Origin of the sequence: Kushneria pakistanensis (assembly GCF_014652795.1) — a bacterium.
Lineage (GTDB): Bacteria > Pseudomonadota > Gammaproteobacteria > Pseudomonadales > Halomonadaceae > Kushneria > Kushneria pakistanensis.
The window spans coordinates 941,016-959,894 of the sequence record NZ_BMZM01000002.1; the positions used below are offsets into that span (position 1 = coordinate 941,016).

Here is an 18,879-nt window from a genome sequence, read left to right on the forward strand (position 1 = left end):
GCAACCGGCCGCACCGAGGGCCGCATCATGTTCACGACCATCACAACGATAAAAGGGCATTTCATGTTGACCCGTTTTCTCTCTCACCCGGGCGCGCTGGCGACCTTCGTGACACTGGGTTTTGGCGCCGGCGCTTTACTGATGGCTGCGCCGGCCGAGGCCGACAGCGAGCGCACAAAGCGCACCGCCGAGCTCATGGAGGACATTCGTGACCAGCCGCCCAGGCTTCGCATGTTCCTGCAGCGCATGCCCAAGGGTGGCGATATTCATCATCACCTGTGGGGTGCGCCCTGGCCGGAAACCCTGCTGGCCGAGGCCGGAGAAAAGGGGCTTTGCGTACACGCCGATGGCTCGGCCATTGCGCCGCCGCCCTGCGACGGTGATGAGCTGATATCTGCGGAAGGGCTGGCCCGTCATGACAGCGGCCTCTACGCCGAGCTTTTGAATGCGCTGTCGATGCGCAACACGCCCAATGGCCCCGGTACGCCGCCGGTCGAGGGGCATGACCAGTTCTTTGCCACCTTTGATCGCTTCGCGCCCGTCGCGGCAGGTTCGCCCGGCGCACTGCTGAGCGCCACAAAACGGCTAGCGGCGCTGGATCACCTGGGCTACGTGGAAACCATGTCCAATCCGGGCGCGCTGCACGCCTTCGGCGCCATGGCGCAGTCACGCGAGCTGGATGCCGATGACCTGGACGCGGCCTTCAAGGCGCTGTCGTCGGAGATTGCGTCGCCCCTGGCAGACGCTCGTGAGGAGGTTGACGCGATGTTTTCTGATGCCGACTCACGGCTGGGCTGTGACGGCAGGGACGCCGCGCCTGGCTGTGACGTGACGGTGCGGCTGCAGGGCTTTGCGGTGCGCACCCAGGCGCCGATGGCGGTCTTTGGCGAGCTGATGATGGCCTTTGCGCTTGCCGATGCCGACCCGCGCTACGTGGGTGTCAACCTCGTGGCACCGGAGGATCACCCGGTGGCGCTTGAAGACTACGATCGCCACATGCAGATGCTGGCCTTTCTCTCGAAGCAGTACCCCGAGGTGCCGCTGGCGCTGCACGCCGGTGAGCTGACGCTGGGGCTGGTACCGCCTTTCGAGCTCCAGGATCATATCCGCAAGGCCATCGAGGTCGGCGGCGCCCGGCGCATCGGCCATGGCGTGTCGATTGCACACGAACAGCACGCGCCGCAGCTGTTGCAGGCCATGGCCGAGCAGAACGTGGCGGTGGAGATCAACCTGACCAGCAATGACGTGATTCTCGGCGTACGCGGTGCAGATCATCCGCTCAACCTCTATCGCAATACGGGTGTGCCGCTGGTGCTGGCCACCGATGATCAGGGTGTCTCACGCATTGATCTGACCCGCGAATATGAGCGTGGTGTCACCGAGCACGGCCTGGATTATCCGGCGCTGGTCGAAATGGCGCGCAACAGTCTCGAGTACAGCTTTCTCACCGGGGAGAGTCTGTGGGCCGAAGGTGAGGTGGGCGAAACGCGCGTGGCGGCCTGTCAGGATGCCGCGCTCGATGCCACGCCCGGGGGAGACTGCGCCCGTCTGATCAAGGAAAGCGACCGCGCCCGGCTGCAGTGGCAGTTTGAGCAGAATCTGATGGCCTTTGAGGCAGACGTGGCGCAGTGGCCGCAGTGGCTCGGCGGTGACAGACGCTGACGCCCTGCCAGGGCAGGGGCCTCGGCAGCGGCGGTGAAAACTTTAGGGTGAATGTCGAATAGGGCATGAATTCATGCCCATTCCCGCTCATTGACCCGGACGCTGTCGTGGCACCCTTGGCGCCAGAACATGAGAGGCCAGAGGCGTGATTCGCCGGGTCTGCAACGCCGCCGCCCGATCAGGAGAGGACAGGCATGGGGGTACACCGCTTTATCGGCACCAACGCACGCGATGCCATGCGTCAGGTGCGTGAGTCTCTGGGGGATGACGCCCTGATTCTCTCCAACCGCCAGGTCGAGGGCGGCGTCGAGATCGTGGCGATGCTCGATGCCGATCAGGAACATCTGACCGGCCACCCGGCCGAGCCCGCACCCGCAGTGTCTGTGCCTGTTGCGCCGGCGCCCGCTACGCCAGCGCCCGAGCCGACATCGCCTTCAACTACTGCCTCCGGGCAACAGGAGATGCAGGCCTTCAGCGCCCAGCTGATGAGCGAACTCTCCGCCATGCGCGATCTGCTGGATACCCGGCTGACGGCTGCTCCAGCGGTTGAAGCGCCGGGCGCGACACCAGCGACCCGACTGCGTCAGCGCATGATTGGCGTGGGCTTTAGCCAGACGCTGGTGCGCGAGCTGATCGCGCTGCTGCCGGCCGAGTTTGCCGACACGCCTGACGCCGAGATCGATGAGACACTCAACGGCTGGATCAGCCGCCAGATCGCTGCCCGTCTGGAAACGCCCGAGGACAACGACGATCTGTTGGCTGCAGGCGGCGTCATGGCGCTCATCGGCCCGACCGGGGTGGGCAAGACCACCACCACCGCCAAGCTGGCCGCACGCTATGTGATGGCTCACGGCAATCGTGATGCCGCGCTGATTACGACCGACAGCTATCGTATCGGCGCCCAGGAGCAGCTGCGCATCTATGCGCGTCTGCTGGGCGTGGAAGTACACGCCCTTGAAGGCGATGGCGATCTGGGCGTGCTGCTGGCGCGCCTGATCACGCCGCGCCGGGCGCTTTTGCAGATGCAAAAGGCCACCCCCAAGCGCACCATCCTGATCGACACGCTGGGCATGAGTCAGCGCGACCCGCGCCTGGCCACCGAGGTAGCGCGCCTGGGAGAGGCGGGGGTACCCATTCAAACCCTTTTGGTGCTGGATGCTGCCAGCCACGGCGATACGCTCGAGCAGGTGGTGGCAGCCTACCGGCAGGCGGCACTGCAGGCCGGTACGCCCATTCGCGGCTGCATCATTACCAAGCTTGATGAGTCCGCCCGTCCGGCGACCGTGCTGGACATTCTGGCGCGTCACCGCCTGCGGGTGCTCTATGTAGCCAACGGTCAGCGTGTGCCGGAGGATCTGGCACCGGTAGATATCGAAGCGCTGGTGCACTCGGCACTCGCCGCCGATGACGCCTCGCCCTTTGGCTATGACGAGGCCACGCTGGCCGAGATGGCCGGGCGCTCGCGTGAATCAAAAGCCCGTGCGCTGTCACGCGATGTGGTCAGCCACGGCCGCTCACTGCATGCCATGTTTGATACCCTGGTGCGTCAGGCCCCGGGCACCGCGCAGCTTGAACAGCTGTGGCGCCATGGGGCGCGTAATGTGGCCGGGGAGAGCTTTGCCGCCCGCATGGCCGAGCTGACGACAGAACAGGTCGACGAGCAGGCGCTGTGGTGGTCGAAGGAGGGCGGTACGCGCAACGCGGGCTGGCATATGCCGCTGGTAACGCTGGACGATCACGGCCTGCCGCTGCCCCGGGTCTGGCTGCGTCATCGTCTGCCGGCCTCTGAAGCTGCCCGCATGGGCTGGGCGCGCGAAACGCATCACAGCGCCTGGCATCTGATGGCGGCGCCGCCGGCGCAGGAGGAAATGCATCGGCTGAGCAGCGACAAGTGCCTGTGGATGGCCTCGGTAACGGCATCAAGGCGGGTACGCCATCACGGTGAGCGTCAGCGCCTTGCCGATCTGGCAGGGCTTGCCGAGGAGATCGATCAGCGCACATGTCGCTGGCGCGGTCGCACGGTCAATCTGGTGCTCTCGTGTCTGCCGGCGATGCATGAGGCGCGTGGCAGTGCCGCACCCGCCGAGGTACTGGTGTGGTTTGCCCGTCTTCACGATGTTGACGACAACCGGCTGCTGGCGCGACGCTACTGGCTCTCCAACGCCGTGACCGGACGTGATGTGGCCTCGCGGCTGGCCCGTGCAGTGGCGCTTGAGGGGCTGGAAGGCCTGACGCGTCAGGCCATGCACCGGCTGGAAGATGCCAGTGTGGCGCGCAGCGATCGTGAGACACGTCTGCAGCTGGCAGCCGGGCTTGCCGCGCTGGCCACGCGACTGGAGCTTTGCAGCGAGGACTGGGCGATGGATGTGCGCGCGCAGCTTTTCAATCTGGCCGGCGGCACACGCCGGCGCACGGGAACGGTACTTCTCGAGGCGCTGCTGCAGGCCTTCATGGCCCGCGACGCGCTGGCCGGCACCGGTGCCGAGCGCACGTGATGGCTGTCCATGGCGGGAGCCGCGTCAATGCAGGGTGATCAGGCCAGCGGCCTGCGTCAGTGGTCCCAGCGAGGCGCCGCGAGTAATGCGCCGTCGTCAACGGAGCTGGTGGTCATGGTTCCGCCCCGTGAAGAAGGCGATGCCGAGGTCCTGTCACTGCAGCTGGCACAGCGGCTGGCACTGCCCGAGGGGGCGCAGCGCTGGCAGCCGCGTACGCTGGTATTGTCCGAGCCTTTGCCCGATGTTGTGTCGGCCTCGCCCTGGTGGGTGCTCCATCTGCCGGAAGTACAGGCACGCAGTGCTTCGCTGCTGGCCAGTGCGCTGCGCACGCTTCATCACGCCGGCATGCCGCAGACCGTACTGCTTGCAGCGCCCGATCATCTGGCAGTATCGGGGCTGATCAGGGCTGCGCACGCGCATCTGGGCGTGGCGCTCCTGCAGGAGGTCACGGCCTGGCAGCAGGCTGTCATGGCGCGCCTGTCATCGGGTTAAGGTAGACGTCAGGTCCGGGTTGATGAAATACTTCGCACCCTTACGTTTTTTCCTCACGCATGCCGTCTTCCGCCTCTGGGCCCTGCTGCCCGTCGGCGGCATGCGTCGTTCATGATGCCGATCATTTCTGATGAGAATCCTTTCAAGCATTACCGGTGATCACTGGGTGCTGGCGCTGCGGACTGTGCTGGCCGTGTGGCTGGCACTGTACGTGGCCCTGCGTCTGGACCTTGCCCAGCCGGCCTGGGCAATCCTTGCCGTCATGATCGTGACGCTGCAGCCGGTCATGTTCACGAAGGGCACGCCGCCGCTGGGCATCATCATTCATCGCTGCATCGGGCGTCTGATCGGTACCTTCCTCGGTGCGCTGATGGGGCTGGTGCTGATTGCGCTGTTCGCCCAGCAGCCGATGCTCTATCTGCTGGCCGCCGGCGGCTGGCTGGCCTTTTGTACCTTCTGCGTGATGCTTTTAAACGATGAGCCGGCCAGCTACATCATGATGCTCAGCGGCTATACCGCCACCCTGGTCTCGCTCACCGCGATCGGTACCGGGGTGGATAACGTCTTTAGTCTGGCGCTGGCACGTACGACCGAGACGGCGCTGGGCATCGGCGCCGGTTTTTTGATGCATGTGCTCATTGCCCCGCGTTTTGGCAGCTACGCGCTGCCGGCCACGCTGCAGGCGCTGATCGCGGGCGCCGCGGGGGAGGCCCGCGTGGCACTGGTGGAAAAGCGCTCGCGTGCGGTACTCAACGAGCGACTGCGTGCGCTGATGGGCAAGCATCAGCAGTTCGAGGCGCAGCATTCTCTGGCGCGTTTCGAGTTTCGCCGCTTTCGTCGGCTGCTGCCGGCACTGGATCGTTTTGCCGGCGACAGCCTGGCGCTGATGACGGGGCTGCGTGAGCTGGAAGAGGCCATCGATCGGCTGTCGCACTGCGAGGGCGCAGAGACGATCATGGCGGTCCTGCGTGACCCGACGCTGCCCTTTCTGGCGGCGCTGGAGCAGCAGGGCGATGAGCTGCCACCGCTGCCGGTCCTGCCCGATGACACCTCACTGGTGGCATCAGGGGATTGCGTGGTGCTGGTGCGAGCCTCCCTGGTGCGCGAGCGGCTGGGTGAAGTGCTCAAGCTCCTGCACCATGGCCGGGCGCTGAGCCTTGCCATGCGCCATCACCGCCACGCGCGTCTGGTACAGCTGACCGGGCGCCGCCCGCGGCGGTCCTGGCATCCGGAATATGGCGTGGCGCGCTACAATGCCTTTCGCGTCTTCATTGCCTTTGAGCTGCTGGGGCTTTACTGGATTCACAGCGGCTGGCCCTCGGGGTATCTCTCCATGATGCTGCTGGGGGTCTTTATCGTGCTCTTTGCCAAGGCGCCTGACCCGGCCGCCGTGGTGCGCCAGTTTCTGACCGGTACGATCTGGGCGGTCATCATTGGCTGCGTGTTTTCCTATCTTGTTTTTCCGGCCATCACCGGCTTTCCGCTGCTGGCGCTGAGCATCGGCGTGCCGGTGGTCATCGGGACGCTGATGACGCCGCACATCCGCTACGCCGCCGTGGGGCTTGCCGGCGCGGTGACCCTGATGACGCTTTTGAACCTGCACCGCACCTACGAATTTCATCCGACCCAGTTCATCAACGGCGGGCTGGCCTCGATTCTGGGCACCATCGTGACCATGGTGACCTATTCACTGTTTCGTCAGCGCACGCCGGCGGCGCGTCTGGAGGCGCTGCTGGCGGCCTACTGGCGCGGGCTTGAGCGGTTGACCCGAACGCGTCGACTGCCGTCCCGGGCATGGCTTGAAAGCCGGCTGTATGACCGGCTCGGGCGCCTGCTGGCGCTGGGCAGTGGCGAGCCGATGCTGCGCGAGGCCGTCGATCTGCACGCGCTCGCCATGTGTCTGTGGCGCCTGCGACGGCTGGCCCGCGGCGGGGGGGATGATCAGCGTGAGATCAGGCACTGGGTCGCTGCGCTGGGCCGACAGCTGCCCCATGCCGGACGTGATGAGCGCGCCTGGCAGCGTCTGGCTGATGACTGTGAAGCCCGTGCCACGGCGCTTTACGCGCTCCGTCCGCTGCCCACGGCGCTGATTGGCGAGTTCGAGATGCTCGCGCATCTGCTGCGTGACATGCCGGGTGCCGAGGCCCAGGCGCGTGAAGCGCTTTCAGATGCCGACAACGAGGAGGGAGCCCTGGATGCTCGATGAGTGGTCATTTCTGGGGTTTCTGACGCCGCCCCTTTTCGTGCCGGTATTTCTGGCGCTGCTGCTGTTCTGGGGCGTGCGGCGCGTGATGTCACGCCTTGGGTTATACCGGTTTTTCTGGCAGCCGGTGCTGGCCGACATCGCGATTTTTACGCTGCTGTTATGGGCGGTGCTGATGTTGAGCGGGGCACTGCCGGCGGGAGGGAGAACATGACGGACAAGGAGTCGGGTATGAAAGGGGTGTCTGCAGTGGCAGGGCGGGCCCTGCGCATGGTGCTGACGCTGGTGCTGGTGCTGGCCGCGCTGCTCGCTGCCTGGTGGATCTGGCATCACTACATGCATGATCCCTGGACGCGTGACGGGCGTATTCGCGCCGATATCGTTCAGGTTGGCGTGGATGTCTCGGGGCTGGTGGATACGCTTGAGGTGCATGACAACGACCTGGTCCAGAAGGGCGATGTGCTCTTTACCATCGACCAGGCGCGCTATCAGCTCGCCCTGGATCGGGCGAAGGCGGATCTGGCGCGTCTCAAGGAGCAGCGCGATGAAGCGAAGGCGACCAGCAGCCGGCGGGATCGGCTCAATAACTATGTCTCGCAGGAAGCGCGCGACAACGCCCGCTTTGAATACCGCTCGGCCCAGGCCAGCGTTCAGAATGCCGAGGTGGCCATCCGCGCGGCGCAGCTGGATCTTGAACGTTCGAAGGTACGTGCGCCGGTGGATGGTTTTATTACCAATCAGCAGCTGCGTCCGGGGCAGTACGTCAGCGCCGGCTCCCGGGCGATGACGCTGGTGGATCAGCACAGCTTCTACGCGCTGGGCTATTTCGAGGAGACCAAGCTGGGCGGCATACGCCCGGGCGATCCAGCGCGCGTGCGTCTTCTGGGGCGTGATCATGACCTGTATGGCCATGTGGATTCGATTGCCCGCGGCATCGTGGATAACAGTCTGACCGGCGAGTCCGGCGGGCTGGCCGCGGTGAACCCTTCCTTTGACTGGGTGCGCCTGTCCCAGCGGATTCCGGTGCGTATCACGCTTGATGAGATCCCCGAGGAGATGGTGCTCTCGGCCGGGCAGACGGCCACCATCTACGTCGATGCGCCCGGCCATGAGCCGCAGGAAAACGGCTGGGGCGCAGGGCTGCGCCGTCAGCTCGAAACCCTGTTTGATCTCTAGCGACTGTAGGGCGTCGCCGGTGCCGGCCCGCGCGGGTCCGAGTAGAGATCCACGCCACGGCCTGCTTCATTGAAGGCAGGCGGGCGTGACTGGCCGGGCAACGGGTAGCCATGCGGGGGCAGCGGGTAGCCGGCTGCCGGTGGACGATAGTTGCCCGGGGCAGGATAGGGTGAGGGCTGCCACTGATCGGGGCGGTAAAACCGATCCGGGGTTACGCCGTAGATGGTCTCCTGACGGGTGCGATCAAACTGGCGGCGCTCGATATCATAAAGACGCTCGTACTGACGCCTCAGGCGCTCGTCGGGGTCGATACGCTCCGGGCGATGCCAGCCAAATCCCGGCCGGCCATCGTAGCCCCACTGGCCGTTGTACACCGGCGGATTGTGATATCCCGGTCGACCGTCATATCCTGGCCGATTGTCAAAACCAGGGCGGCCATCAAAGCCGGGGCGACCATCAAAACCGGGCCGGCCGTCGAAGCCGGGGCGGCCGGGCTGGTGCCAGTGGCGTTCAACGACGCCGGCATCGTGACGAAAGCGCGAGCGGTCCTGCGAGAAGTGCGAGCGATCCTGTGAAAATTGTGAGCGTATGGGCGCCTGATTATCGGCCAGTGCCATACTGCCCAGCGTTGACACAACCAGTCCTGCGACAAGCCCTGCCAGTAACGGTGTCATGACGGCCCCTCCCGGGAGTCGTTCGGTGCAGTCTTCATTCTAGCCTGACAGGGCATGAACCGCGCCATGCCGGGATTACTCTCCGGTCGTGGCCTTTTTTGCGGCCTTTCTTGCTTCCTGACGGCGCAGCTGTGGTGTGGCGATGCGCAAACGCCAGTGCGCGTCGCGATGCTCGGGCTCGGCGTAGTCGATACCGATGCGCGGCCCCAGGATAATATCGTCGTCGCTGACCGGCGTGCCCGGCTCGATCCATAGACGCTCGCCGCTGCAGAGATCGAGATGGTTAAAGTCCGCCTTGGTGATCCCCATGGCGCGGGTCAGCTTGCCGGGGCCGTTGAGCATGTCGCGGCCACGCCGGCCGTTGCGCCGCGCGACCATGGTCTCTTCACCCTGAACCGGTTCGATGGCACGGATCAGCACCGCACAGGGATCACCCACGGCTTCGGTCACCAGATTGAGCATGTCGTAGATGCCGTAGATCAGATAGACATAGGCATGACCCGGCGGGCCGAACATGATCTCGGTACGCGGGGTGCGCCCGTGGGAGGAGTGACAGGCGGTGTCCAGAAAGCCGAGATAGGCTTCTGTCTCGGTAATCCGGCCGATCAGACGCTCCTCGCCGTCATCGACGACAAGATGACAGCCCAGCAGGTCGCGGGCGACCTCAAGCGTGGGGCGGTCGTAGAAGCTTCTGGGCAGCGGGGCCGGTGTTGATGCTGCGGGCATTGAACCTCCTTGTGGATGATACAGGCGCGGTTGACGTCGTTGTCTCCCGGGTCAAATGATGCGATAGCATGGCCCCAATGATGGACGAGCACGGTGCGCTTCGCCGCCCTGCCGGGTCCGATTTTTTCATTTATCTCGTGGTTGAACGCCCATGTTGCCTGAACCGCACGACTTCAATCAGAGGCGCCTGCCTGCCTGGCAGGGCCCACGAGGCGCCTGTCCGTCGCTGGCTGCGCCCATGGAAACCGGGGATGGCTGGCTGGCGCGTCTGCCGCCGCTGATCACTCCCCTTGAGGGTGATGATGTCATCACGCTGTGCGAGGCTGCCGAGCGCTTTGGCAACGGCCTGATCGAGGTGACGCGTCGCGGCAACCTGCAACTGCGGGGGCTGGCCGAGGGCGCGCACCGGGAACTTGCCGATTATCTGACGCGGCGGCTGTCGCGCCACTGGCTGGAAAGCGGCGTACCGGCCGTGTCGATCGATCCATTGATGGACGTTGATGAGGCCATCGACGCGCCCACGCGGTTGCTGGCACGTCGGCTTCGCAGCCAGATTTTGACTGGCGCCCCGTCCCGGCTTGCGCCCAAGTGCGCCGTGGTTATCGATGCCGGGGGCTGGGCGGGACTGGCCGGACTCACCGGTGATATCCACCTACGGCTGGACGGTGATCGCGGCGGCTGGATCGGCGTGGCCGGCAATCATGGCAGTGCCACCTGGCTGGGCTGGATGGTGGCGTCCAAGCTTTCCAGCGCCGTGCTGGGGCTTTTGAGCGAGATCGACATGCTTGGCCCGAGGGCGCGCGGTCAGCACCTGCTCGCCCATGTGTCGATCTATACGCTCTGCGATGTGCTGGGCTGTCGCCCTGGCGCACCGCCGCCGCGCAGTGGCCTTTATCGGGGGCCGGACGCTGGCGCCCGGCGCCAGCGTGATGTGCTGGATGTGGTCTGGCCGTTCGGGCAGATGCAGGCGCTGGCGCTTTTGCGCTTTACGCGTGAGGCACTTCGCTGCGGTGCGCTGGCCTTTGCCGCCGCACCCGGTCGTCACTGGCGGATATTGTGCCGTGAGCATGCCGATATCGAGGCCATCATTCGGGCCGCGCGCCAGGCCGGCCTGATCGTGGCAGACGATGATGCGCGCCTGGCGATCATGGCCTGCACCGGGGCGCCGGGCTGTGCCAGCGCCCTCATGGTCACCCACGACACGGCCCGGACGCTGAGCACGGACTGGTCCCGGTGGTTTGATGATTCGGTCCGACTGCACCTTTCCGGCTGTGCCAAGGGCTGTGCCAGCCTGGATGTCTGCACCTTTACCCTGGTGGGGATGGCCCGCGGCATCGGTCTGGTCTTTCAGGGTAATCCGCGTGGCGTGCCGCGGCTGATTGCCGATGACACTGCAGCGCTGGGGGCGGCCTTTGAGCACCTGGCACATACGCTTGCCCGGGAAGGTCACGCCCTGCCGCTGGAGGCCGGAATACTTGCCCGGGTCGGCGAGGAGCGCATCGTGGCGCTGCTGCGTGTCGGCAGCGGACACGGCGCCGGCGGGTAAGGGCGGACGCTGGCGCAGCGCCAGGGTAGAATGGCGCGCCTGACCGCCCTGATACCCACCCTGAACGATGAGGGAACCAATGACCGATCGCCATGGCACTCATGACGCGCCTGACAAACGTTCCCTGTATGATTACGAACATGACGGACAGGCCATCTATCGTCAGTCGTTTGCCATTATCCGTTCAGAGGCCGATCTGGCGCGCTTTTCCCCGCTGGAAGCCGATGTGGCCGTGCGCATGATTCACGCCTGCGGCGTGGTGGCACTGGCCGAGCAGATTGTCTTTGGCGGTGGCGATATTACCCGGGCGCGCGAGGCGATCCTTCAGGGCGCGCCGATCCTGTGTGACGCCGGCATGGTTGAGCGTGGCGTGACGCGTGCCCGCCTGCCGGCTCACAACGATGTGATCTGTACCCTGCACGATGCGCGCACGTCTGAGCTTGCCAAAAAAATCGGCAACACCCGTACGGCGGCGGCCATTGAGCTCTGGGGCGAGCAGCTTGATGGCGGCGTGGTGGTCATCGGTAACGCACCGACCGCACTCTTTCATCTGCTGGACCTGCTGCATCAGGGTGCCCCGCGACCGGCCGCCATCATCGGCGTGCCGGTGGGCTTTGTCGGGGCGGTGGAGTCCAAGCAGGCCCTGATTGATGCCGGGCTCGATATCCCCTTTATTACGGTGCGTGGACGCATGGGCGGCAGCGCCATCGCCTCGGCCACCATCAATGCGCTGGCAAGCGACCGACTCTGATGCGATCAACTTCCGAATTCTTCTCGCCCTCTGGTGGGCCGTCGCCTGTCAGCGGGCGTCTTTATGGCGTGGGCACAGGTCCCGGTGATCCGGAGCTTCTGACCCTCAAGGCCGCGCGGGTGCTGGCGCGGGCCGACGTAGTCGCCTGGTTTGCCAAGGCCGGTAACCAAAGCAATGCCCGGCGTGTGGTCGCCGAACACCTGCGTCCCGGCCAGCCGGAGCTGGCGCTGTATTATCCGGTCACCACCGAGCTGCATCGCCACTCCGATGGCTATCGCAGTGCCATTACCGAATTTTATGAGCAGAGCGCCGAACGACTGGCTGCCGAACTCTCCGCCGGGCGCAGTGTCGCCGTACTGTCGGAAGGTGATCCGCTCTTTTTTGGCTCCTGGATGCACCTGCACGTGCGCCTTGAACACCGCTTCGATGTCGAGGTCATTCCCGGGGTGACCGGCATGGCCGGTGGCTGGTCAAGCGCCGGCGTGCCGATCTGTCAGGGCGATGATGTGCTCACCATCCTGCCGGGCACGCTGGATGAGGCAGCACTGGTGGATCGCCTGTCACGCTGTGAGGCGGCCGTGATCATGAAGGTGGGTCGCAACCTGCCGCGGATCAAAAGTGCCCTGGCACGTGCGGGACTGCTGGATCGGGCGCTGTATGTCGAGCGCGCGACCATGGCCGGCGAGCAGATCATGAAACTGAGCGAGCGCGATGATCGCCCGGCGCCCTATTTTTCGATCGTGCTGGTGCCCGGCTGGGCCGAATGTACGCATCCGGCCGGTGCGGATGCACAGGCGGTGCGCTCATGAGCGGCCGACTGATCGTGATCGGACTTGGCCCGGGCGAGGTGCCCTACATGACCGCGCAGGCGGTCGATGCGCTGGCCTGCGCCGACTGGTTCTACGGCTACGGCCCCTATGTGGATCGGGTAGTGGACATCAACGACCCGCGCCGGGTGGTGTCGGACAACCGCGAGGAGGGCGCGCGCGCCCGTGAGGCGCTGGCCCTGGCGGCGCGTGGCGAATGCGTGGCGATGCTCTCCGGCGGTGATCCGGGCGTCTTTGCGATGGCCTCTGCCGTGTGTGAACAGATCGAGCGTGGCCCGCAGGCATGGCGTGAACTGAGCCTTGAAGTCGTGCCCGGCGTGAGCGCCATGCTGGCGGCCGCGGCCGCCTGTGGCGCCCCGCTGGGGCATGATTTTGCCGCGATATCGCTGTCCGACAATCTAAAGCCCTGGGCGCTGATCGAGCGCCGGCTGCTGGTCTGTGCCGGTGCCGGTCTGGTCATGGCGCTGTATAACCCGATCTCGAAGGCGCGCCCCTGGCAGCTTGGCGTGGCGCTCGAGCGTCTGCGCGAGGTGCTCTCGCCCGGGACACTGGTGATTTTCGCCCGCGCCGCCGGTCGCCCGGATGAGCGGATCACGCTTTCCACCCTGGAAGAGGCGCGCGCCGAGCAGGCTGACATGGCAACGCTGGTGATTATCGGCAGCGAGGAAACCCGTCGGGTCGAGCGACCCGGCCAGGCGCCGCTGATCTACACGCCGCGCTTTGCGCCCGGACACGATCCCGAGGCGACAGGTTCACAGGGCTGACACCCACGCGACCAGGCGTGTCATGCCCGTTTCATCAAGGCTGTCCACAACCGGTATATCGGGCATGGCCGGCCGACGGATCATGATGACGTCAATGCCCTGTTCCCGAGCGGCCACCAGCTTGGGCCAGGTTGCTGCGCCGCCGCTGTGCTTGGTGATGAGCACATCAATAGCGTGTTCGCGCAGCAGGCGGCGTTCCTCCTCCAGTGAAAAGGGACCTCGCGCGATCAGGTTATCCACATGAGGAAGGGCCAGCGGCGGGTCGATGGGGTCGATACTGCGAACGACGTAGTGATGCCAGGGGGCGGCTTCAAAATGCGCGGCCTGCTGGCGCCCGAAGGTGAGCAGCACCCGGCGCGGCGTTTTGCCCAGCAGGGTGACGGCCTGCTCGGTACTGTCGCACTCAAGCCAGCGATCGTCGGGCGAGCGCTGCCAGCCGGGACGATTGATGCGCATGATGGGCAGGCCGGTCCGGCGGGCTGCCTCGCAGGCGTTGTGCGCCATCTGGGCGGCAAAGGGGTGAGTGGCCACGATGATCGCATCAATGTGATGATCCTTGAGCCAGTGCACCAGTCCGTCAACGCCGCCAAAGCCGCCACTGCGCGTAGTCACGCCGTTGTCGATGGGCGCGCGCGTGCGCCCGGCCAGCGACAGGGTAAGCGTGATCATGGGCAGGGTCGCCAGCTGCGCCGCAATCCGGCGGGCCTCAAGCGTACCGCCCAGCAGCAGCAGGCGTTTATGATGAGAAGAGGTCTGTAGACACATGGCCTGTCAGCGCCGTAATCGATTCCGTTGTGATGGAAATGCCAAAAGCCCCGGCCACTGTACACCCGATGGGGGTGTCGGCGGGTGGCGCAATATAACAGGAGAGTGAAGCATGAGCCCCAGTGACGCCCCCTCTGACGCGCCGATGGCAGGCGATGGTCAGCGCCATGACACCTGGCTTTCCATTGTGGGCATTCAGGAATCCGGCGCCGAGGAGCTGTGTGAAAAGGCGCGTCAGGCGGTTACCCAGGCCGAGGTGGTCTTTGGTGGCTCGCGGCATCTGGCGCTGACCGCCACGCTGATTCGGGGGACGCCGATTGCCTGGCCCTCGCCGCTGAGCGAGGGCATCAATCAGCTGCTGGCGCTGCGCGGGCGTCGCGTGTGCGTGCTGGCCTCGGGCGATCCCTTCCACTATGGCATCGGCTCGACCCTCTCGGAATACATACCCGCCAGCGAGATGGAAGTATTTCCGGCGCCGTCGGCCTTTTCGCTGGCCTGCGCCCGTCTTGGCTGGCCATTACAGAGAAGCCGTCTGCTGTCGCTGCACGGGCGTGCCATGAGCCGCCTGAACGGCCACCTGTATCAGGGGGTGCGTATTGTGGCACTCACCAGCGATGGTGCCGCACCGGCGCAGATCGCCGACATGCTCACCGAGCGCAATATGGGCGAGAGCCGCATGACCGTGCTGGAGGCGCTGGATGGGCCACACGAGCACATCGTGAGTTTTACGGCGAAGGCACTGGCACGTGAGCCGCGTGAATTCGACGCCCTGAACGTGGTGGCACTCGAGATCATGCAGCAGGGCGAAGGGGCCGTTGGCGGACTGGCGCCCGGGCGCTCGGACAGCCTCTTTGAGCATGACGGGCAGATCACCCGACGTGACGTTCGCGCCATGACGCTGGGACGGCTGTCGCCGCGCCCGGGCGAGCGGCTGTGGGATATCGGCGCCGGCGCCGGCTCCATTGCCATCGAATGGCTGTTGACGGACGAATCGCTGGAGGCGGTGGCCATCGAACGTGATGACGCCCGCTGTCAGCGCATTCGTCGCAACGCCGACACGTTCGGGGTGCCACGTCTTGAGATTGCCCAGGGCGAGGCACCCGGGGTGCTTGAGAGACTGGCCACGCCACAGGCCATCTTTGTGGGCGGCGGCGTGAGCAATATGGCACTAATGGCCCGCTGCTTCGATGTCCTGGCGCCCGGCGGGCGGCTGGTGGCCAACGCCGTAACGCTTGAAAGCGAGCTGGCACTCGGCGAATGCCATCGCCTGCTGGGCGGTGAGCTGATGCGCCTGAGCCTTGAGCAGACCGCACCGCTGGGCAGCATGATCGGCTGGACGCCGGCGCGTACCATTACCCAGTGGGTCTGGACCAAGCCGATGGATTTTCAGGGGCTCTCATGACGGTTCATTTCATCGGTGCCGGCCCCGGGGCGGCCGACCTGATTACCGTGCGCGGTCAGCGTCTGCTCGCGCAATGCCCGGTATGCCTTTATGCCGGCTCCACGGTGGCCACCGAGCTGCTGGATTACTGCCCACCGGGTGCGCGGCTGATCAACACGGCCGCACTGGATCTCGAGGCGATCGAGCAGGAATACCTGCGTGCCCATCAACACGGTGAAGCGGTGGCTCGGCTGCATTCGGGTGATCTTTCCGTCTACAGTGCGCTGGCCGAGCAGCTCAGGCGCCTGCGAAAACACGGCATCGACTACACCCTGACACCCGGCGTACCGGCCTTTGCCGCCGCTGCAGCCTTGCTGGAAAGAGAGCTGACGGTGCCGGAAGTGGCGCAAAGTGTGGTGCTGACCCGACTTTCCGGGCGCGCGTCAAAAATGCCCGAGCGCGAGCGGCTGGAAACCTTCGCCGAGACCGGGGCGACGCTGGCCATTCACCTGGCGATTCACCGGTTGGAGGAGATCACCGCGCGTCTGATGCCCTTTTACGGGGCGGAGTGTCCGGTCGCGGTGGTCTATCGCGCCAGCTGGCCGGAGGAGCGAATGATTCAGGGCACGCTGGGCGATATCGTGACGCGCCTGGCGTTGGCGCCTATCGAGCGTAGCGCGCTGATTCTGGTCGGACCGGCGCTCTCCAACAGTGGCTTTCGTGACAGCGCGCTGTATGAGACAGGCTATTGTCGGCGCTTTCGCCACGAAGACAGGGCCGGCGGGCCTGATACTGTTGCATGAGAATGAGGAGACAGCATGCAAAATGATCTGCCCGACAAGGGCGCCGAGAGTGACGCGTCATATGCGTTTCGTGAGCACCGGCTGTCGTGGGTGGCCTATGTGGATGCCGTTCTCAAGGGGGCGGTGGCGATCGCCATTGCCGTCGCGCTGATGCTTGCCCCGCGCTGGATCATGATGACCCCGATCACGGCGCAGATGCTGTTCTATGCCGGCATCGCCTTTGTAGTCTGTGCGCTGGGGCTTCTGGTCTATCGGCTTTTTTATATTCGCCGCGTACGCCTTTATACCGATCAGGACGGGGTGTGGTGCTATCGCGGCATTTTGCCGTGGCAGCGCGGCATCGTGGGCACCAACTGGCGCGATGTACGTCAGGCCAGCTATGGCACGGGGTTTTTGCGCTGGGCCACGAAGGCCTATCCGATCAACGTGGATAATCGCTTTACCGACACTGATCCCATTCGACTCGCCCACGTGCACCGTGGTCATGAGTTCGTGGGTCACGTGAACGCCTGGCGCAACCGGATGCTGCGCCAGGACGGGGAAACGCTGCGTTAGCCTTTATCAGGCTCAGGCCTCGACCGGCGGGCGACGGTCCTCGATGACGCGCCGCCCGCGGATGCAGTCTTCTTCGTGGAAGGCCTCCCGCCAGGGCTCGTTGGTACCGGCCTCGACCCATTCAGCCACTGCTGGATACGTGAGCATCCGCTCGACGTAGGCCATGGCGCGTTCTCCCAGGGGAAGCTGATAGCCGCAGATACGCACGGCGACCGGGGCAAAGAAGGCATCCACTGCCGTGAAGGCATCACCGGCCAGCCACGGTCCGCCAAAGCGCTCAAGCCCTGCCTCCCAGAGCGCTTCCAGACGCGCCAGATCCCGCTTGAGCGCCTCGCTCGGCGTGCCGGTCTCGATGGTAAGACCACAGTTCATCGAGCACTCATCGCGCAGGGCGCCAAAGCCCGAGTGCATTTCAGTGGCTGCACAGCGGGCAAAGGCGCGAGCGGCCGGATCCTGCGGCCACACGGCCGGGGTGGCTTCGGCCAGATACTCACAGATTGCCAGCGAATCCCATACCGTCAATGACCCATCCACCAGGCAGGGCACCTTGCCAGTCGGCGAGAAGGCATCGAACGAGGGCTGGCGCGACCCGTATTCAAACGGCGTCAGCACCTCCTCAAAGTGGATACCCAGTGCGCGCATCAACACCCACGGGCGCATTGACCATGACGAGTAGTTCTTGTTGGCGATATGAAGACGGTAGCGCATGACATCCCTTCCTGGCGGGTGATCAGATCACCCCCAGCATACCCAGAAATACCCGCAGCGCCAGCAGGCAGACAATCAGCATGACAAGGCCATAGACCAGGTTCTGCTTGAACGTATTGGTCAACGCCCCCAGCAGCGTGCGCTGATTGCACAGTACCCAGATGGATCCCACGATCGCCGGCAGCAGTAGCCCATTGATCATTTGCGCCGTCAGGATCAGCTCGATGGGTGTACTGCCGAAAAGCGCCACGATCACCACCGGCGCCAGCGCGGCCAGCAGCATGACGCTGCGGCTGCGCGTACTGCGCGCGCTTTCGTTGCGCCCGGTGGCCTCTCCCAGCAGCGGGGGCTGTACCGCAATGTTGAAAAGCCCCGAGGAGAACCCTGCCGCCCACAGCCCCAGCGAGAACAGAACGCCGGCATACTGCCCCAGCACCGGCGTGAGCTGACCGGCCATGTCGGCGGCGCCTGACACGCCGGTACCCAGCGGGTGAAGGGCGGCCGCCGAACACAGCAGGATGGCCACCATGACCACGCCGGTAATCACCACATTGGTGGTGTGATCAAAGCGTGACAGGGCCAGGCGCTTGTCCAGCGGGGTCGTGGTGTCGCCTTTGTACTTGCGTTTGATAAAGGCCGACAGCCCCATCACGGTGTTGGGCGGCAGCGTGGTAGCAATCAGGGCGAGGATCAGCCAGTAGTTGCCCTCGGGCACTCGAAAGGAGAAACCGGTGGCGGCCACTTCACCCGGGTGCGGGCCGGCCAGCGCCAGCGTCAGCACAAAGGAGAGCACGATCAGGGCAATGATGGCGCGGTTGATGTTCTCCAGCAGCCGGTAGATGCCAACCCAGCACATGACCAGCGCCGCCAGCGCCAGTATCCCCACCCAGGCCAGAATCGGAATCGAAGGCAGCAGGAAGTTGAGCGCCAGCGCCGCGCCGGTGAAATTGCCGGCCTGGAAGGCCACGGCGCCCAGAAGTAGTGCAGCGTAAAGCGTGATCGCCCATTTTCGGCCCATGCGCTGGCGGATGCCTTCCATCGCCGACATGCCGGTGGCCAGCGTGAAGCGAATGACCGGGCGCTGAAAGCAAAAGGCCACCACGGAGGCGGCCATGACCGCCCACAGCAGTGAGAAGCCGTATTCGGCGCCGGCGACGGATAGCGTGGTGATCGAGCCGGGCCCGAGAATGCAGGCCGCCACCATGGCGCCGGGGCCCAGGGCGCGCAGGCGTTCCATGATACCGAGCGAGGGAACTTCGTTGGGAAGGGCGCTTTCATGGCGGGTCATTGTTTTCATGGTCGGGCCTCGTGACAGTTGGGCATGCTCCCTTGAAATGCAAAAGGCATGCCT

The 18,879-nt window shown here is 65.1% G+C and carries 18 protein-coding genes; 13 read left to right on the forward strand and 5 right to left on the reverse strand.

Annotation, left to right across the window (positions count from 1 at the left end; translation table 11 throughout):
* The first annotated feature begins 63 nt into the window (after nucleotides 1-63).
* The 6 genes from IE123_RS09705 to IE123_RS09730 all read left to right on the forward strand — a co-directional run bounded on the left by IE123_RS09705 (nucleotide 64) and on the right by IE123_RS09730 (nucleotide 8,028).
* On the forward strand, nucleotides 64-1,662 hold the full coding sequence (locus tag IE123_RS09705; protein ID WP_189517513.1) for an adenosine deaminase family protein: 1,599 nt from the start codon (nucleotides 64-66) through the stop codon (nucleotides 1,660-1,662).
* 194 nt (nucleotides 1,663-1,856) lie between these two features.
* Nucleotides 1,857-4,157: a flagellar biosynthesis GTPase FlhF gene (flhF, locus tag IE123_RS09710; RefSeq protein ID WP_189517516.1), complete on the forward strand. Its 2,301-nt coding sequence runs from the start codon at nucleotides 1,857-1,859 to the stop codon at nucleotides 4,155-4,157.
* Nucleotides 4,158-4,184: 27 nt separating this feature from the next.
* Nucleotides 4,185-4,649, forward strand: a complete 465-nt coding sequence (locus IE123_RS09715; protein ID WP_189517518.1) for a hypothetical protein — start codon at nucleotides 4,185-4,187, stop codon at nucleotides 4,647-4,649.
* A 130-nt stretch (nucleotides 4,650-4,779) separates the two neighbouring features.
* Entirely contained in the window at nucleotides 4,780-6,855 is a 2,076-nt protein-coding gene (locus IE123_RS09720) for an FUSC family protein (protein WP_189517520.1), read from the forward strand.
* Nucleotides 6,845-7,066, forward strand: coding sequence for a DUF1656 domain-containing protein (locus tag IE123_RS09725; RefSeq protein ID WP_189517522.1), 222 nt, complete (start codon nucleotides 6,845-6,847; stop codon nucleotides 7,064-7,066). The genes IE123_RS09720 and IE123_RS09725 overlap by 11 nt, the downstream gene beginning before the upstream one ends.
* The gene (locus IE123_RS09730) at nucleotides 7,063-8,028 is read left to right on the forward strand and encodes an efflux RND transporter periplasmic adaptor subunit (protein ID WP_229819682.1); all 966 of its coding nucleotides are present in this window, start codon (nucleotides 7,063-7,065) and stop codon (nucleotides 8,026-8,028) included. The genes IE123_RS09725 and IE123_RS09730 overlap by 4 nt, the downstream gene beginning before the upstream one ends.
* Here IE123_RS09730 and IE123_RS16190 read toward each other — a convergent pair.
* Nucleotides 8,025-8,702: a hypothetical protein gene (locus IE123_RS16190; RefSeq protein WP_229819683.1), complete on the reverse strand. Its 678-nt coding sequence runs from the start codon at nucleotides 8,700-8,702 to the stop codon at nucleotides 8,025-8,027. The two genes, IE123_RS09730 and IE123_RS16190, sit on opposite strands and share 4 nt — an antisense overlap.
* Before the next feature lie 75 nt (nucleotides 8,703-8,777).
* Nucleotides 8,778-9,428 carry a DNA-3-methyladenine glycosylase gene (locus IE123_RS09740; RefSeq protein ID WP_189517524.1) on the reverse strand — a complete coding sequence of 217 codons (651 nt, stop codon included), beginning with the start codon at nucleotides 9,426-9,428 and terminating at the stop codon, nucleotides 8,778-8,780.
* A 151-nt stretch (nucleotides 9,429-9,579) separates the two neighbouring features.
* Between IE123_RS09740 and IE123_RS09745 the strand changes: the two genes are divergently transcribed.
* The 4 genes from IE123_RS09745 (at nucleotide 9,580) to cobJ (ending at nucleotide 13,316) form a co-directional block, all read left to right on the forward strand.
* Nucleotides 9,580-10,974: a ferredoxin-like domain-containing protein gene (locus IE123_RS09745; RefSeq protein ID WP_189517526.1), complete on the forward strand. Its 1,395-nt coding sequence runs from the start codon at nucleotides 9,580-9,582 to the stop codon at nucleotides 10,972-10,974.
* 79 nt (nucleotides 10,975-11,053) lie between these two features.
* Nucleotides 11,054-11,725 (forward strand): precorrin-8X methylmutase, encoded by a 672-nt coding sequence (locus IE123_RS09750; protein ID WP_189517528.1) that lies wholly within the window; start codon nucleotides 11,054-11,056, stop codon nucleotides 11,723-11,725.
* Nucleotides 11,725-12,534, forward strand: a complete 810-nt coding sequence (locus IE123_RS09755) for a precorrin-2 C(20)-methyltransferase (RefSeq protein WP_189517530.1) — start codon at nucleotides 11,725-11,727, stop codon at nucleotides 12,532-12,534. The genes IE123_RS09750 and IE123_RS09755 overlap by 1 nt, the downstream gene beginning before the upstream one ends.
* The gene (cobJ, locus tag IE123_RS09760; protein WP_189517532.1) at nucleotides 12,531-13,316 is read left to right on the forward strand and encodes a precorrin-3B C(17)-methyltransferase; all 786 of its coding nucleotides are present in this window, start codon (nucleotides 12,531-12,533) and stop codon (nucleotides 13,314-13,316) included. Before IE123_RS09755 ends, cobJ begins: the two co-directional genes overlap by 4 nt.
* Here cobJ and IE123_RS09765 read toward each other — a convergent pair.
* Nucleotides 13,305-14,081, reverse strand: coding sequence for a cobalt-precorrin-6A reductase (locus tag IE123_RS09765; RefSeq protein ID WP_189517534.1), 777 nt, complete (start codon nucleotides 14,079-14,081; stop codon nucleotides 13,305-13,307). The genes cobJ and IE123_RS09765 overlap by 12 nt on opposite strands.
* A 112-nt stretch (nucleotides 14,082-14,193) precedes the next feature.
* Between IE123_RS09765 and cbiE the strand changes: the two genes are divergently transcribed.
* The 3 genes from cbiE to IE123_RS09780 are packed head-to-tail and all read left to right on the forward strand — an operon-like array spanning nucleotide 14,194 to nucleotide 16,820.
* On the forward strand, nucleotides 14,194-15,483 hold the full coding sequence (cbiE, locus tag IE123_RS09770) for a precorrin-6y C5,15-methyltransferase (decarboxylating) subunit CbiE (protein WP_229819684.1): 1,290 nt from the start codon (nucleotides 14,194-14,196) through the stop codon (nucleotides 15,481-15,483).
* Nucleotides 15,480-16,265: a precorrin-4 C(11)-methyltransferase gene (cobM, locus tag IE123_RS09775; protein ID WP_189517536.1), complete on the forward strand. Its 786-nt coding sequence runs from the start codon at nucleotides 15,480-15,482 to the stop codon at nucleotides 16,263-16,265. Before cbiE ends, cobM begins: the two co-directional genes overlap by 4 nt.
* A 15-nt stretch (nucleotides 16,266-16,280) precedes the next feature.
* On the forward strand, nucleotides 16,281-16,820 hold the full coding sequence (locus IE123_RS09780) for a hypothetical protein (RefSeq protein WP_189517538.1): 540 nt from the start codon (nucleotides 16,281-16,283) through the stop codon (nucleotides 16,818-16,820).
* A 12-nt stretch (nucleotides 16,821-16,832) separates the two neighbouring features.
* Here the strand turns inward: IE123_RS09780 and IE123_RS09785 are convergent, their stop codons facing one another.
* Both IE123_RS09785 and IE123_RS09790 read right to left on the reverse strand, forming a co-directional pair.
* A complete protein-coding gene (locus tag IE123_RS09785) occupies nucleotides 16,833-17,528 on the reverse strand; it encodes a glutathione S-transferase family protein (protein WP_189517540.1) in 696 nt (231 codons plus the stop codon).
* A 22-nt stretch (nucleotides 17,529-17,550) separates the two neighbouring features.
* Nucleotides 17,551-18,825 (reverse strand): Nramp family divalent metal transporter, encoded by a 1,275-nt coding sequence (locus IE123_RS09790; RefSeq protein ID WP_189517542.1) that lies wholly within the window; start codon nucleotides 18,823-18,825, stop codon nucleotides 17,551-17,553.
* Between the last annotated feature and the right edge of the window lie 54 nt (nucleotides 18,826-18,879).